Annotated in this window: 15 protein-coding genes; 6 read left to right on the plus strand and 9 right to left on the minus strand. The window is 63.6% G+C overall.

Annotated features, from left to right (window positions below):
* The first annotated feature begins 44 nt into the window (after positions 1–44).
* Genes AC5WEY_RS02895 through AC5WEY_RS02905 form a run of 3 tightly spaced genes read left to right on the plus strand, consistent with a single transcriptional unit; the run spans position 45 to position 4,790 of the window.
* A complete protein-coding gene (locus AC5WEY_RS02895) occupies positions 45–2,342 on the plus strand; it encodes a glycerol-3-phosphate 1-O-acyltransferase (protein ID WP_495644611.1) in 2,298 nt (765 codons plus the stop codon).
* Positions 2,339–3,766 (plus strand): HAD-IB family hydrolase, encoded by a 1,428-nt coding sequence (locus AC5WEY_RS02900; RefSeq protein WP_495644612.1) that lies wholly within the window; start codon positions 2,339–2,341, stop codon positions 3,764–3,766. The genes AC5WEY_RS02895 and AC5WEY_RS02900 overlap by 4 nt, the downstream gene beginning before the upstream one ends.
* The gene (locus AC5WEY_RS02905) at positions 3,759–4,790 is read left to right on the plus strand and encodes an adenylate/guanylate cyclase domain-containing protein (protein ID WP_057476874.1); all 1,032 of its coding nucleotides are present in this window, start codon (positions 3,759–3,761) and stop codon (positions 4,788–4,790) included. Before AC5WEY_RS02900 ends, AC5WEY_RS02905 begins: the two co-directional genes overlap by 8 nt.
* On the opposite strand, the gene AC5WEY_RS02910 is transcribed toward AC5WEY_RS02905, so the two are convergent.
* The 8 genes from AC5WEY_RS02910 to AC5WEY_RS02945 are packed head-to-tail and all read right to left on the minus strand — an operon-like array spanning position 4,772 to position 12,141.
* Positions 4,772–5,833, minus strand: coding sequence for an MSMEG_0565 family glycosyltransferase (locus AC5WEY_RS02910; protein WP_495644613.1), 1,062 nt, complete (start codon positions 5,831–5,833; stop codon positions 4,772–4,774). The genes AC5WEY_RS02905 and AC5WEY_RS02910 overlap by 19 nt on opposite strands.
* On the minus strand, positions 5,830–6,681 hold the full coding sequence (locus AC5WEY_RS02915; protein ID WP_057476872.1) for a carbon-nitrogen hydrolase family protein: 852 nt from the start codon (positions 6,679–6,681) through the stop codon (positions 5,830–5,832). The genes AC5WEY_RS02910 and AC5WEY_RS02915 overlap by 4 nt, the downstream gene beginning before the upstream one ends.
* A 6-nt stretch (positions 6,682–6,687) precedes the next feature.
* Positions 6,688–7,980 (minus strand): MSMEG_0569 family flavin-dependent oxidoreductase, encoded by a 1,293-nt coding sequence (locus AC5WEY_RS02920; protein WP_495644614.1) that lies wholly within the window; start codon positions 7,978–7,980, stop codon positions 6,688–6,690.
* Positions 7,977–8,267, minus strand: coding sequence for an MSMEG_0570 family nitrogen starvation response protein (locus AC5WEY_RS02925; protein WP_057476870.1), 291 nt, complete (start codon positions 8,265–8,267; stop codon positions 7,977–7,979). Before AC5WEY_RS02925 ends, AC5WEY_RS02920 begins: the two co-directional genes overlap by 4 nt.
* Positions 8,260–9,141 (minus strand): carbon-nitrogen hydrolase family protein, encoded by an 882-nt coding sequence (locus AC5WEY_RS02930; RefSeq protein ID WP_495644615.1) that lies wholly within the window; start codon positions 9,139–9,141, stop codon positions 8,260–8,262. The genes AC5WEY_RS02925 and AC5WEY_RS02930 overlap by 8 nt, the downstream gene beginning before the upstream one ends.
* The gene (locus AC5WEY_RS02935) at positions 9,138–10,550 is read right to left on the minus strand and encodes an MSMEG_0567/sll0787 family protein (RefSeq protein ID WP_495644616.1); all 1,413 of its coding nucleotides are present in this window, start codon (positions 10,548–10,550) and stop codon (positions 9,138–9,140) included. The genes AC5WEY_RS02930 and AC5WEY_RS02935 overlap by 4 nt, the downstream gene beginning before the upstream one ends.
* Position 10,551: 1 nt before the next feature.
* Positions 10,552–11,607: an MSMEG_0568 family radical SAM protein gene (locus AC5WEY_RS02940; protein ID WP_495644617.1), complete on the minus strand. Its 1,056-nt coding sequence runs from the start codon at positions 11,605–11,607 to the stop codon at positions 10,552–10,554.
* A 9-nt stretch (positions 11,608–11,616) separates the two neighbouring features.
* Positions 11,617–12,141 carry an MSMEG_0572/Sll0783 family nitrogen starvation response protein gene (locus AC5WEY_RS02945; RefSeq protein ID WP_057476867.1) on the minus strand — a complete coding sequence of 175 codons (525 nt, stop codon included), beginning with the start codon at positions 12,139–12,141 and terminating at the stop codon, positions 11,617–11,619.
* A gap of 250 nt (positions 12,142–12,391) precedes the next feature.
* Between AC5WEY_RS02945 and AC5WEY_RS02950 the strand changes: the two genes are divergently transcribed.
* From AC5WEY_RS02950 to AC5WEY_RS02960, 3 genes are all read left to right on the plus strand, one after another.
* Positions 12,392–12,772, plus strand: coding sequence for a hypothetical protein (locus AC5WEY_RS02950; protein ID WP_495644618.1), 381 nt, complete (start codon positions 12,392–12,394; stop codon positions 12,770–12,772).
* A complete protein-coding gene (locus AC5WEY_RS02955) occupies positions 12,765–13,169 on the plus strand; it encodes a hypothetical protein (protein ID WP_094674066.1) in 405 nt (134 codons plus the stop codon). Before AC5WEY_RS02950 ends, AC5WEY_RS02955 begins: the two co-directional genes overlap by 8 nt.
* 360 nt (positions 13,170–13,529) lie before the next feature.
* Positions 13,530–14,963 (plus strand): HNH endonuclease signature motif containing protein, encoded by a 1,434-nt coding sequence (locus AC5WEY_RS02960; protein WP_495644619.1) that lies wholly within the window; start codon positions 13,530–13,532, stop codon positions 14,961–14,963.
* Between the two features lie 87 nt (positions 14,964–15,050).
* On the opposite strand, the gene AC5WEY_RS02965 is transcribed toward AC5WEY_RS02960, so the two are convergent.
* The gene (locus AC5WEY_RS02965) at positions 15,051–15,479 is read right to left on the minus strand and encodes a type II toxin-antitoxin system Rv0910 family toxin (RefSeq protein ID WP_057476863.1); all 429 of its coding nucleotides are present in this window, start codon (positions 15,477–15,479) and stop codon (positions 15,051–15,053) included.
* Position 15,480 lies beyond the last annotated feature (1 nt).

A 15,480-nucleotide genomic window follows, 5' to 3' on the forward strand; every position in this document is an offset into this window, starting at 1 on the left:
CTGGCGACCGTGCCTTCTACTGCGGGCACGGAACAGGAGCCTCGATGTACCACCTCGACGCGGACGAACAGTCGGTCAGCGACGGTCCGCACGTGTATTTGCTCGACGCCAAATCCACCCTCGAGGTTCAGGCTCTGAATCAGTGGATCGATGCGACCACCCCCGACGGCGAGCCCAGGCCGCCGTCGGTCGTATTGTCCGGTGAAGCGAGAACCTCACTGGCGGAAAGCGTTCGCGGATACGCCGACGATCCACTCCTCATACCGTTGCGCGTGACGTTGTCCGATCGTAAGAACGGCATTCTGCACCGCATCTTCGCTCCGCGTGGTCGGTCTAAGCCCACCCAGGTATGGCAGCGGTGGGTGGCGAACGACGATCCCGACCATTCGGCGGTGTTGGTCGGCGAACCCGCGACTCTCCGCGATCTGCAGGATCGCTTCGAACGGGGCGGCGGCACCTCGCTCTCGTCGTTCATCCTGCGCCAGGCCAGTCTGGCGTTGGACAAGGCCGAGCGTGGCGTCATCGGCTCCGAGTACAAGATTCCGCGGTTCGTCGTCGAGGACATGACGGAGCAGAAGAAGTTCCGCGACGGCATCACCGCGCTAGCGGACGAGGTCGGCCAGGACCGCGATGCAGTCGACAAGCGCGTCAACGACATTCTCGGCGAGATGGTCGCAACCGAGACCCGCAGAGCAGTGGAGATGTGGGGCACCCTCGGGGCATATTTCTCGCGGGCGTACAAGGTGGACGTCGATCGCGATCAGTTGCAGAAAGTCCGTGAACTCAACAAGAACTATCCGTTGGTGTTCCTCCCCAATCACCGTTCCTACCTCGACCCACTCGTGCTACGCCCGGCGCTGCTGGCCGAGGGCCTGCCGCTCAATCACGTCATGGGCGGTATCAACGTCGGCTTCTGGCCGCTGGGTCCGATCGCCAAACGCAGTGGCGTCGTACTCATTCAGCGCAAGTTCTCCGACGCGATCTACAAGTGGACGCTGCGTCAGTACATGAGTTTTCTGCTGAGCAAGCGGTTCAACCTCGAGTGGTACATCGAAGGCGGACGCAGCCGCACCGGCAAGCTGCGTCCCCCGAGGTTCGGACTGCTCACCTATCTGGTCGACGCCCTCGAGTCGAGCGACGCAGAGGACGTCTATCTGGTTCCGACGTCGATCACCTACGACCGTCTGCACGAGGTCGGCGCGATGGCCGAGGAATCGCACGGGGCGAAGAAGCAGGCCGAGGGCATTCGGATGGCCATCGGGTACATCCGTGCGCAGGGCACGTTGCGCGGCAACGTGTATCTGAACTTCGGCGAACCGATGTCGGTGGCGTCGATCGTCGCCGAGAACCCCGACAAGCGCGTCGCGGTCCAGAAGATCGCACTCGGCGTTTCTCATGCGATCAACGACGCCACCCCGGTGACCCCGGCTGCCCTGGTCACGATGGCACTGCTGGGCATCGAAGATCGCGCACTCAACGTCAACGAGATGTGGGCCATCATCGCCCCGCTCGCCCGTTACATCAAGCGTCGCAACCTGCCCACCGCGGGCGGCGTCGACATCGCCGACGTCGACGTGGTGCGTTCGGCCGTCGTCGCTCAGGTCAACGCCAACGTGGTGAAGCGTTTCGACGATGGTCCCGAGCCACTGTTCTATCTGGCACAGGACAAGCATCTCGTCGCAGCGTTCTTCCGCAACAACGCGATTCACTTCTTCGTCATGCGTGCCATCGGAGAACTGGTGGTACTACCGACCAGCGGCGACTCGGCACCTCTGACGGAGGAGTCGCTGTGGCAGTCGGCGCTCCAATTGCGCGATCTGCTCAAGTTCGAGTTCTTCTTCGGCGACAAGAAGGACTTCGGGCAACGACTGGAGTCCGAGGTCGACCTGATCGACCCGGACTGGCGAACCAAGATCAGTGACCCCGATTATGCTGCGCACCAACTGCAGTCACAGGATCTGCATCTGGCGCACCGCGTATTGCAGCCGATCTTCGAGGCGTACCAGGTGGTGGCAGATCAGCTGATGCTGCTGCCGCAGAGCGGCGAGTTCGACAAGCCCAAGTTCATCGCGGAATGCCTCGGTGCCGCTCAGGCCAGGCGATTGCGTCAGCAACTCGATCACAGCGAGGCCATTTCCGGCGAATTGTTCGACACTGCACTGCAATTGGCCGAGAACCGGGATCTCGTCGACTCGAGCGCCGACGGTGTCGCACGCCGGCGCAGAGACTTCGCACTCGAGATCGACGAGTGGGCCCGCAAGGTTCGCACCATCCGAGACATGGCCCACCAGATGCTGCGAGCGGTTGAACCGATCTCGGCCCCCGAGGAGAACAATTCATGACCGAGTTCGACGATCGATTGATCGCGATCGCCGCCGCACCACCGGGCCGAGACACCGTGGCATTCTTCGATCTCGATGGCACCCTGATCAACGGATTCTCGGCCCGCGCAGTCTTTCTCGAACGTCTCAAGACCCTCGACGTGACGGTGAAGGAGCTGTGGGAGATCTCCAGTGCCGTCGTCGAGATGCGGATGCGTAACTCCCCCGTCGACAACCTGATGGGCAAGGCCGTCCGTGGCCTGGAGGGCCGTCGGGAGGACGATCTGATGGAACAGGCATACACGCTGTTCCGCAACGAGATTGCGCCGATGATCTACCCTCAGGCCCGCGCTCTCGTCGAGGCGCACCGGCATGCCGGGCACCGCCTGGTGATGGCTACCTCGGCCACGCCGTACCAGGCCTTGCCGGTGCAGCAGGACATGATGTTCGAGGAGTTGCTGTGCACGACGCCGGTGGTCACCGACGGCATTCTCACCGGCGAACTCGTCGGCGATTCACTGTGGGGTCCGCGCAAAGCTCAGGCAGCGATCGACTACGCCGAACGCGAGGGCATCGCCCTGGCGGGCTGCTTCGCCTACTCCAATGGCGGTGAGGACGTCCCGCTGCTCGAGGCCGTGGGACGACCCGTCGCCCTCAACCCCGACCCCGATCTCGCGCGCTATGCCGCCAAGAAGAAATGGCCGTCGCTGACGTTGGACCAGCCCAAGCGCGGTACCGACCTGACGTCGGCCGTCCGGAGCACTGCCGCTCTGGGTTCGGTACTGGCGAGCGCGTCCATCGGACTGGGGCTGGGCATTCTGACCCGGAGCAGGCGCAACGGCGCGAACATCACCAGCACCATCGCTCCGGATATCGCACTGACCATCGCCGGCGTGAAGCTCGACGTCACCGGTACCGAAAATGCGTGGTCGGCCCGGCCGGCCGTCTTCATGTTCAACCACCAGAGCACCGCCGACTCGATCATCGTCACGTCCATCCTGCGGCGAGACATCACCGCCGTGGCGAAGCGCGAGCTCGAGCGCGACCCACGATTTGCACTGCTGGGCAGGATCTTCGACGTCGCCTACGTCGATCGTGGTGATCCCTCACAAGCGCGCGAGGCGATGCGTCCCGCAATCGACAAACTCCACAGCGGTATCTCCGTCGCCATCGCACCCGAGGGGACGCGTATGCCGACGTCACGTCTCGGCCGATTCAAGAAGGGCGGCTTCCACCTGGCTATGCAGGCGGGTGTGCCCATCGTGCCCATCGTCATCCACAATGCGGGTGACGTGATGTGGAAAAAGGATTTCACCGTCCACTCCGGTACGGTCAAGGTCACCGTCGGCGAGCCCATCCCCACCACGGACTGGGAGCCCGACAAGATCGACGAGTACGTGGACGATGTTCGTTCCTATTTCGACAGAACGTTGGGATATGCCTGAGAACCAGATCAACTCGGTGGTACAGACGGAGATCGAACGGAATCTTCTGGGCGGCGAGCCCAAGTACACCCGTGCGGACATCGTCGAGAAGTCCGGCATTCCACTCGAGCGGGTCATCGCCCTGTGGATCGGCATGGGTTTCCCTGTCCAAACCGACACCGAGGCACTCGTCTACACCGACGCCGATCTGGAAGCTCTGAAGCTGATCACTGCGCTCACCGCGCAGAAGGTGATCAAGCCCGAGATGGAGGTCGCGATCGCACGGACGCTCGGCCAATCCATGTCCAGGCTCGCGGAATGGCAAGTGGGCGTTGTGAACTCTCACATACTCGAACGGATCATAGACAGCGACGACGACCGGAACGACATCGATGCGATCCGGCGCAATGCCCGAGCCATCGCCGCAGAGACCGTCCCCACCCTCGAAGCTCTCCAGGGATACACCTGGCGGCGCCACCTCGCCGCTGCCGCCGGTCGATCCATTGCCGCGCCCGACGACGCCACCGAAAGCCCCACGATGGCGGTCGGGTTCGCCGACATGGTGGGCTACACCAGCCTGACACGTCGGCTCGACATCGGCGAGTTGACGACGCTGCTCGAGGAGTTCGAGTCTCTGGCCACCAATATCATTGCGCGCGGCCGTGGTTCGGTGATCAAGAACGTCGGTGACGAGGTGATGTTCAGCGCGCAGACCCCCGAGGACGCCGCCCACATCGCGCTCGACCTCCAGGACGCGTTCAACGAACAGGAAGACATGCCGGACCTGCGGGTCGGGCTGGCCTGGGGCCCGGTTCTGGCCCGGTACGGCGATCTGTACGGCTCGGTGGTGAATATGGCCGCGCGGCTGACCAGTTCTGCCTATCCCGGAACGACGCTGGTCGACACGGTCATGACGGAGGAGCTGCGCCCCGATTCCGAGTTCTACCTGAAATCGGTTCGCTCACTGAGGGTCAAGGGTTTTCACAAGCTCAAGCCTCATCGACTCGAACGCAACAAACGAGGCCGTCACAAGACCGAGGAGTAGAACTCGATGTGTCGACGCGCAGCCTCGTCCCAGGTGAGGCTGTGCGCCAGCGCCAGTCCCGGTAGTGGATCCAGCGGTTCGCGCAGGGCACGTTCCAGCTCCCTCGACATGGCCGCCACGGACGACGCGTAGATCACGCTGTCTCCGAACACTTCACGCAGTACCGGCAGATCACGCGCCACCACCGGAATCGACGCGGCCAGCGCCTCCATGGCAGCGAGGCCGAAGCCTTCCTTCGTGGAGAAGAACGGCAGCACAGCGGCCTGCGCCACGAGGTGCGGCAGCTCGTCATCGTCGACGGTTCCGAGTATCACCGGCTCGATACCAAGTTCTGCTGCGCGACGATCGAATTCGGCCCGATAGTCGCGATAGTCGAACAGCGTCTCGCCGCCCGCGAATACCAGTTTCACGTTGCGCTCGGGCAGACCTGCGAATGCGTCGAGCAGATCGAGACTGCCCTTGCGTGGTTCGATACCGCCGACGGCCAGCACGTATCGGCCGAGTTCGTCACGCCAGTGAGTTCGACCGGACTGCGCTGCGGCAGTGAACCTCTCGGCTGCGACGCCGTTGGGGATGACCGTGGGTTCGAGTCCCCATCCTCGATGAACATCGCTCGCCACCGCTGCCGATACACAGATTCGCGCGTAGGGCGCGGTGATCGCGCGTTCGTGACACGCTGCCAGCTCGGGGGTGGTGAACTCGTCGAGATGATGGATGGTCCTGATACACCGGCCGACAGCGTTTGCGGAGATGCAGTCCTGAGCGTGGACGATATCGTATTCTTCCGGTGTGAACGCCTGTCGCAGAACGTCTATCGACCGCAGGATCCGCTGACCGACACTCTCGTTCTCCCGATGAGAGAACGGCACCATCCGCACCGTGACGGCCGAGTCGACCGTACGAAAGAACTCACTGTCGCCGCCGCGGCCGAGGGACCACACCGACACGTCCTGCCCTGAGCGCGCCAGCGCCTCGGCCAAGGCCAGTGTGTGCACAACACCACCGCGGGGTTTGGACGAGTAGGTCAACAGGGCGATCTTCACTGATCCGGCTTCTCCTGCAACAAATTGGGGTAGGCGTCGACGCGACGTTCGGCGAGGTGGTGCAGCCCTCGGCGGGCTCGATCCACTTCGGCGTCGACATCGATCTCGTGCACGGCCAGGCCGCCTTTGGACCACGTTTTTGCGAGTACGTCACCACCGGGTCCGACGATCTTCGCTTGACCCAGGAAGCGTAGCGACCCCATCACCCCGGTCTGGTTCGACGACACCAGCACCACCTGATTCTCCGCGGCCCTGGCGGCGTCGTACAGATCGAACAGGCGAGACTGCCGGTCGTTCGGGAGTGAGGACGCCCGATCGGTGACGCTGGCAGGCCATGCCGACAGTGCAGCAATGATTCTCGCGCCGTCGAGCGCCAATGCCCGCGCCGATTCCGGAAACGTCTTGTCGTAGTCGATCAGCATGCCCATCCGCCCGACCGGAGTATCGAAGGCCTCGAACCGGTCACCGGCCGCATAGGCCAAGGACTCTCCGAGTGGCTGATGCACCTTGCGGTGACTACCGAGAATCCCGTCTCCCGTCAGGCATGCAGCAGCGTTGTACCGCAGGCCTTTCGACAACTCGGTGTAGCCGATGCAGACGGTCATGTCCCCTGCCGCGGCCATGATCGCGGCCAGCTCAGGACCATCCGGATCGAGCGTCGGCGGCAACTCTGCGGGATCCGGATTGCTCAGACTGTCGATGTAGCCCCCGAGGGAGGCGTCGGGCAGCACCAGGAGATCGATACCCTCTCGGGCCGCACTGGAGATGATCGTGGTGATCTTCAGTACGGCCCGGTCGACATCTCTGCCGAAATGCGCTGCCAGCGCTCCGATCTTGATGGGGGCCACGACCGATCAGGCCATCTGGCTCTGGGGTTGCACCGATGTCTGCGACTTCGCGGCGCTGATCTCGAGGCCGATCTGATCGGCCAGGAATGCAGCATCCCGGGCCACCGAGGCGAAACGCCCCGAACCCCACGTGTGCTGCCAGGGCAGGCCAAGGAAATACAGGCCGGGAACGGATGTGACGCCGCGGTTGTGCGTCGGGTGCCCCTCGCCGTCGAACGCCCCTACCTTCAGCCAGCGATAGTCGGTACGGAAGCCGACCGACCACACCACCGCTGTGATGTCGGTGGTAGCAAGATCCAGTTCGGTCGCCTCGGCGTCGGGACGCCACACCGGTACGTAGCGCTCCTCGGTGGGCGCACTGATGCCCTCGCGCTCGATGTAGGCGTCGATGTTGTCCTTGATGCTTTCGGCAACGCGGTCCGCAGCATCGAGGGACGCCTCGAGCGTGGGCGCGAACTGCAACACGCCGTCCTCGACTCCGAGCAAGCGACCGTAGAGCCGCATCCCTTCGGTGGCGAATGCACGCAGGTCGATGTCTCGACCACCGTCACGTCCGGTGACGTAGTGGTTCGTGTTCTCGCGTTTGCCGACGCCACCGGGTTGATCTTCGATGGAGACATCGTAGACGCCCATGTCGTGCAGCCAGGCGACACAGTCGCGGCCGCGGTAGAAACGCGCGACACGGGGAGCGGTGCCGGCGACCAGGTGAACGCGGCGTCCGTCGAGGTGCAGATCCTCAGCAATCTGCGCGCCGGACTGGCCGGTGCCGACGACCAATACGTCGCCGTCGGGGAACTGATGCGACCCGCGGTATTCGGAGGAGTGGATCTGGACGATGTCACGGGGCAACTTCTCGGCGAATCGCGGGATAGTGGGGATGTGGTATCCGCCGACTGCAACGACGATCTGGTCGGCATGCATCGCTCCGGCAGAGGTCTGCAGATCGAAGCCACCCGCCGCTGATTGCAAGGCCTGATTCACCGAAACATGCTCTCGCACCGGTGCATCGAAGCTCTCGGCGTAACGGCGCACAAAGGCGTACACCTCGTCGCGCTGCATGAATCCGTCGGGATCGTCACCGTCGTACGAGTATCCGGGAAGTGCGCACTGCCAGTTCGGCGTCACCAGAGTGAAGTTGTCCCAGCGGGAGTCCTTCCACTCGTGCGCGATCCTATCGCGCTCCAACACAACATGTTCGATGCCGCGTTGCGTCAGATGCCAACTGATCGAGAGGCCCGCTTGCCCGCCGCCGATGACGATCACGGAGTGGTGTTCTACTGCACTGCGATTATCGGTCATAGCAATTCAGCCCCCGACATACTCAGTACGCGAACGGCACCGACCTGATACGAGGCACTGACACCGTGAATCTCTTCCATCTGTTGTGCGGCCGACGTGCACCGCATACCGAACTTCGCGAGAACTCGGTCACTCGCCACCGTCAGCGCCTCGGATGTGCGCTCGACGAACTCCGCGACCGGGTACTCCGCACCGGGCGTCAGATAGTCGTGCATCACCAGTGAGGGTGAATAGCAGGACTGTTCGCGTCCGTCGGGCCAGCGAACGACAAACGACATCTCAGGCATGGACCGGCTCCTTGGTGATGGTCCGATAGACCGACGGCCGACGATCACGCAGGTTGTACATACCGCCGCCACGCGCCGCCCCGATGAGCGCATCGACGTCGACGGTGGCCGTCGCCAGGCCCGGTTCGACGCCGGTGCCGGCGAGAATTTCCCCACCGGGCCCGACGATCTTGGCGCTGCAGACGAATCGTAAGGATCCGAAGGTGCCGGCCTGATTGGCCGCGACCCAGATGATCTGGTTCTCGAGCGCACGTGCGCGATCGTAGATGTCGAAGCGCTGCTTCCAGCGGTCCTCCTCCATGTTCGGGGTCGTCGCGGTACGTGCAGTCGGCCATGCCGAGATGGAGGCGACGATCTCGGCACCGTCGAGGGCGAGTTCGCGGGCCGCCTCGGGGAATCCCTTGTCGTAGCAGATCTGCATGCCCATTCGGCCGACAGGAGTATCGAAGGCCGAATAGCTGTCTCCCGCGTCGTAGCAGAGGTTTTCACCGAGCGGCTGGTGCACCTTGCGGTACGAGCCGAGGATTCCGCTGCCGTCGACCGTCACTGCCGCGTTGTAGCGGGTGTCGCCGTCCTTCTCGCAGAAGCCGAAGGTGACGACGGTGTCACCCGCCATGTCGATGACGCGCCTGATCTCGGGTCCGTCGAGTTCGAGGGCCGGAGGCAGTGCTTTCAGTCGACGCTGTCGCGATTCCTCGGTCTCGTCGCCTCCACCGAGGCTCGGCAGGTAGCCGCCGAGGCACGCCTCGGGCAGGACGAGCAGTTGACTGCCACGATTACGCGCTTCCTCGAGCAATGCGGCGATGGTGGCGTAGGCCTGTTCCATGTCTCGTCCGAATTCGGCTGCAGCGACGGATATGGTGATGTTGTTCATGCTTCTCCCAATCCGGTCACGGTGGACGTGACCGCGCGAGTGGTGATTCCGTCGGGCCATCGCAACGCGACGCCCGGAATATCGGTGAGCTCTCCGCAGACTGCGGACAGTGCAGGTCCGGACGGTGCAATATGTGCACCGGGACGGTCCGCGGTGATCATCGCGAACCCAGGAAAACACGTGATCCACTCGCCCATCGACGCGGTGCCGGGCTTCGGGATCGAGGAGATGTCCAGTACTGCACCGGTTCCGCTTGCCTCGGCCAGCATCCCGGTAGTGCCGGCCAGGCCGGCCATCGAGACGTCCTTGGCTGCTTTGGGCGCGGTGCGGGCGACGAACGACGCCATTGCCATCAGCTCGTCGGTGTTGCGTCGCGAAGACGAATCCCATTGCTGACCGGAGTATCCGCGTCGCCATTCGCCTTCGATATCCGCGGTGAGCGTCAGCCGGTCGCCGACGTTGCCGCCGCCGGCCCGCACCGGGCTCGCTGTGCGTCCCAGAGCAGTGACCGACAGCGAGGACGGCACCCCGGCCTGGGTGTGGCCACCGAGCACCGGGACTTGCCATGCCGCAGAGGCATTGGCGAGTCCGCGAATGATACGAGTCAACCGGGACTGTGTAGGGGCACCGACGGAATCGAGCATCCCGACTGCACGGGCTCCCATGGCAGACAGGTCGTTCAGATTGACCAGGGCCGCGCACCACCCCGCCCATTCCGGGTCGCGATCGACCATCGACGGAATGATTGCATCGCAGGCCGCGATCATGTCGCTGCCCGGCACCGGTACCCCGTCGTCGCCTCGAAAGCCTCTCGCCCCGAGCCCGAGTGGCTGCGCCTTCAAGGGTGCGAGCACCCCGGCGAGCATGGCTTTCGTCGACGACACCAGCCGTTCGATTCGGTCGATGGGCCAATACATGGCCACATGTGGGGCACCTGCCACTTCGACGTCGCCGCGTCTGATCCACCCGAGACCGGTGAACAATTTCTCGTTGCGCTTCTGCACGGTGGCATCAAAACGAAGTACGCCCCGGCTCTCGGCATGCGCACAGGCTGCGCGAACCAGTGCAGGCCCGACGCCGGAGGTGCGCGCCGAAGCCCCCACCACCAGTCGACTACCGGCCCACCAGCCCAGATCCGTTGCCGTGCAGGGTGCCAGTCGTACGCCCCCGAGTACGGTGCCGTCTCGATCGGTGGCGATCAGAACGACAGTGCGATGGTCGTCATCGATATCGTCCTGATCGGTGCCCGAGAACAGGCCCTGTTCGGCAACGAACGTCGCCCTGCGTAGCACTCGGTACGCGCTCAGTTGCGCCGGGCTGTCGCACGGTTGGACCATGAACTCGGGCTCCACGACAGTGGTTGCAGCGCCAGACAATCCGGCAAGATCCTGCGCGTCCACCCTGTACATCTCAGCCTCCCGCATTCTGCAGGACGCTGCACGCACCGCATGCCGCGCAGCCTGCCTTCTGATCGGAGCCGAGCATCGCTGCTGCCTGGAGTTCCTTGGCGACGCGTCGGGTGACGCTTTCCAGTACGTCTGGGCTGGGGGCCGTCGCACGATCGACATCCACTGCCAAAGTGCCGGCAAGTGGACGGAACGGAACGACGAAGGGATACACGCCCATATCGATGAGTTCGGCAGCACCGGAAACCAACTCGTCCGGATTCTCACCGAGGCCGACCAGAATGTAGGTCGAGACCTGGTTGCGTCCGAAAATCCGGACTGCCTCTTTCCAGGCGGCGCGGTACTCGTCCATCGATACCGACGCCTTGCCCGGCATCCACCGGCGTCGAACCTCGTCGTCGAGAGATTCGACGTGGATGCCGATGGATTCGGCTCCGGCGTCGTACAGATCCTGAATCGTCTGCAGATCACCCGGAGGTTCGCACTGCACCTGAATCGGCAGGTCAGGAACGACGGCCTTGATGGCGCGCACACATCGGGCCAGATGACGGGCACCGCGGTCCTTCGCGGCCGAAGTGCCTGTTGTCATGACCATTTGGGTGACGCCGTCGAGCCGTACCGCCGCCTCTGCCACCTCGGCCAGTTGCGCCGGGGTCTTGACGGCAATGGTGTCGCCGGCCTCGAGCGAGGCCTCGATGGAGCAGAAGCGGCAGCGTTGATCAGCGTCGTAACGGATGCAGGTCTGCACCACGGTCGTCGCGAGAACGCTGGAACCGTGGAGCTTCGCTATCTTCTCGTAGCCGATTCCGTCGGCGGTGGCGAGGTCGTAGAACTTCGGACGGTCGACGGCCTGAACATCGAGGCCGATGTCGTTGCCGTCGAACAATACTCGGCCTTCTTCGAGCACGTACGGGCTGAGCGGGTTGCGGGGGATGGCTGCGCCGAGGCCATCGATGGTGACATGCCCGTCGTCGCTCGGCCCGGCGCCTGCCGTTCTCGAGACCGGCGTGGATCCTCGGATTCCGAGCAACGCCAGATCTACACGCGTACTGACCGACATGACGAACTCCTAGACCATGTAGGTCGAGTTGATGATGGCACCCTTGCGCGCGTAGTGGATCAGCGCGTCCTGCACGTCGAGGGGGTGGGCCGGGATGACACCTTCGATGAGGTCCTCTTCACGGCCACCGTGCAGCGCGAGCCCGAAGCGGCAGCAGAACACGGTGCCACCTTCGGCGATGAACGTCGCAAGGGAGTCGTTGATGTTCTGCTCGCCCGGGAATCCGGAGTCACCGGTGGTCGGGAAGCCGCGAGTAGCAAGGCAATTGATGGCACCGGGGCCGTAGAAGTACATGGCCGACTCGAAGCCCTTGCGCAGGGCACGCGTCGCCTGGAGTACCGCGACGAACGAGACCGAGGATTCGTGGGCGATACCGTGCACCAGCGTGAAGTAGCTTTCGCCGTTCTCGGCCTTGTAGTCGGGGAAGATCTTGGTGGAGCCGTAGATGTTGCTGCCCTTGGGAAGTGAAGGGTGCGGGATCTCTTCGAGGGACTTCTTGATGTTCTCGGCGATGGACTGGTCGAGTTCTGACACTGGTGTCTCCTGAGGTTCGCAGAGCGGGCTGGATGCGGTGGGCGTCTATGGCCACCTGAGGAAGAGAGGTCATGTCCGGCGAGAGAGCAGATCCTCTTCGGCCATGGAACAAGTACAAGCCCCATCCATTTCCGGTTGGTCACGCTCGGAACAACGCCGTGTTTCGAGGGCCTCACAGTGTTGACGTGGTGTTACGCGGCTACTGTGAAGGCCGGTCCACCCATCCATTGCGAGCAGGACGAGGAACACGATGATCGGCGCCGTCACCGGCTTGTTGTACGCGTTGTCCCTGGTAGTGGGCATCTGGGTGCTCGTGAAGCTCGCCACGAACCGACCCGTTCTGCTCAAGAACAAGGCCGACCGAGCACTGTTCTGGACGATCGCCGCCACCGAGGCCGTCGTAGCGCTTCAGGCCGTGATCGGGTTCGTCATGATGTTCACCACGGATCGCGAGATACACCGCTTGACGTTCGGCTCGTATCTCGTCGGACTGCTGTTCCTGCTTCCTTTGGGAACGTGGTGGTCCCTGGGCGACCGTTCCCGCGGCGGCACAGCGGTACTGCTAGTCGCCGTCCTCACCCTCGCAGCCATGGTGCTGCGCCTGAGCCAGATTTGGGCCGGATATGCCTGACAACCTCCAGCAAGCGACGCGCACCGGCTTCGGGCGCTTCCTCATCGCCGTCTACGCGGTGTTCGCCGTCGCCGCCACATCACGCTCGATCGTGCAGCTCACCACCCGATTCGACAACGCCCCAGTGGCGTATCTCCTATCGGCCTTCGCTGCGGTGGTCTACATCATCGCGACGGTGGGACTGGCAAGGGCAACCGAAGCATCCCGGCGCGTGGTGACGGTGTCCTGCATCATCGAACTCGTCGGAGTCATCGGCATCGGCACACTCAGCTACATCCAGCCCCAGGACTTCCCGGAGCCGACGGTGTGGTCGCACTTCGGATCCGGATACGTCTTCATCCCAGTGGTGCTCCCCATCGCGGGACTGTGGTGGCTGCGAAAGACTCGACAGCAGTAAGCCTGACCGTCGACTGATCACTTGTTCTCTTCCCTAGCAGCGCGCGACCCAAGCTCGCGGAGCGTGCAGTGCGACGGCCAGCTGACGCACTCGAGACCACCAACGGCCCACAGACCTCGAAACCCGGCTCGGTGCATCCGCGGAACACCTCGGCTTCGACGTTGATATTGATCTCTACTGCGACGCCACTATGCGTCTCCGAGGTCGACTTCCGTTACACCCCGACGGGGCCTGAAACGCTGTGCCAAGAGCCCTACCACAGGCCACCGACAGGCCTGCCCTCCTGAATCCTTATGCAGGACAATAGTTTTCGATTCTACGATCATTGTGTATCGAACACGCGTTCGATACACTTGATCCATGACGACGGAGATCTGGCAACTGAGCGAGGCGCAACTCCTCGCCGACGCTGCTGATGTCTCCCACCACATACAGTTGCTCGAAGCCCGCCGCATCGCCCTCGTCGCCGAAATCGACACCCGCGTCAGCCGGGAGAAACTCGGCTTCCCCGGACCCGCCGGCTGGCTCACCTCCACCACCCTGCTCAGCCCCAGCAACGCCACCAAGATCGTCGCCCTCGCCCGCGGACTGACGAACTTCCCCGACATCGCCGACGCCGTCAACACCGGCAGCATCTCCATCGACCACGCCGCCCTGATCCTCACCTTCGCCGAAACCCCACCGAAAAACCTCCCCCAAGAAGGCCAGGACCTCGCCCGAGCAGCACTGCTGACCGCCGCCACCGGACCCGAAGCCCGCACCGGACCACTGCGCGCCGCGATCACCACACTCCACGACACCTACGGCGACAAGAAACCACCCGACGACACCGACCGCAACGAACTCTTCGCCTCCACAACCCTCAACGGACGCCTCGTGGCGAAGATGGATTTCGATGCCGTCACCGGAGAAAAGCTCCTCACCGCCCTCTCACCGTTGACCGAACCCCAACCCGCCGCCGACGGCACCCAAGACGAACGAAGCCCCGCCAAACGCCGAGCCGACGCCTTCGCACACATCCTCGACCGCTACCTCGCCTCCAGCAACCGACCCACCGAAGGCGGAGAAAAACCGCACGTCAACCTCCACATCACGTTGCGTGATCTCACCAACCTGCGCCGCACCATGAACGCCGACAGCGGCAGCGACTCTGACACTGACACTGACACAACGAGCTACGAGAACGGCAGCACCGCAACCGAATCCGACTGCAGCGGCGGCGGTGATGATGATGATGATGATGATGGCGACGGCAGCAGCAGCGATGATTGCGGCAGCGGCAGCGGCGATGATGGCGGCAGTTCGACTGGCCCCTCAGCGGATCGTGGCGCGTATCGCGACTTGTTCGGCGACGGCACCACCGTCGGATGGCTCCCCTGGATGGGACCGCTGTCCCGCGAGACCTCCCGCCAACTCGCCTGCGACTGCATCCTCACCGCCATCGTCATGGACGAGAACGGCTCCCCGATCAACCTCGCCCGCACCGCCCGCACCGTCAACGCGAAACAGAAACGCGCCCTCACTGCCCGCGATCATGGCTGCGCGTTCCCCGGCTGCGGCAAACCCGCCGCCTGGACCGAAGGCCACCACATCTGGCATTGGACCGACGGCGGACCCACCGACATGAACAACCTCGTGCTGCTCTGCGGATTCCACCACCGCCTCATCCACCACAGCGACTGGGAAGTCTTCATCGGTACCGACAACCACCCGTGGTTCATCCCGCCGGCCACCGTCGACCCGTACCGACAACCCCGACAATCCCACGCCCGAGCCGGCCCCCACATCGCTTGAGCCCACGTAAAACAATCCAGCCCCGCACCGAGAACACGGTGCGGGGCTGGAAAAGATTGTCGTGCAACTACTTCAGCAAGAGATAACTCACTTCAACGCCGCCAGGTTCGCAACGGATTTCTTGACATCGGTGTCGAGAGCCCGTGCCACCACCGATCCCACCGGACCGAAGAGCACACCCCCACCGAATTTCGCGTCGAGCGTCAGCTCCGAACCACCCTCCGCCTCACGCACGTGAACGGTGAGCGAGATTCTCACTCCGCCCTTGCCGCGGCCGGACATCTCGATCAGCTTGGGCTCTTCGTATTGCGTGAAGGTCCATTTGATCGTGTTCTTGAAGCCCTTGACCTTTACCAGCGACTCCACTTCGGTGCCCTTGCCGACCTTCTTGGGTGGTGGGCTGCACCACCCGCCGTGGATGGTCATCCACTCGTCGAACCGGTCGAGCGCGGAAGCCTTGTCCCACGCGCCCTGCGGACTCTCGGGCATCTGTACCGAGACACTGATCGTCGCCATA

The sequence above is a fragment of the Rhodococcoides sp. S146-33 genome, from assembly GCF_059489205.1.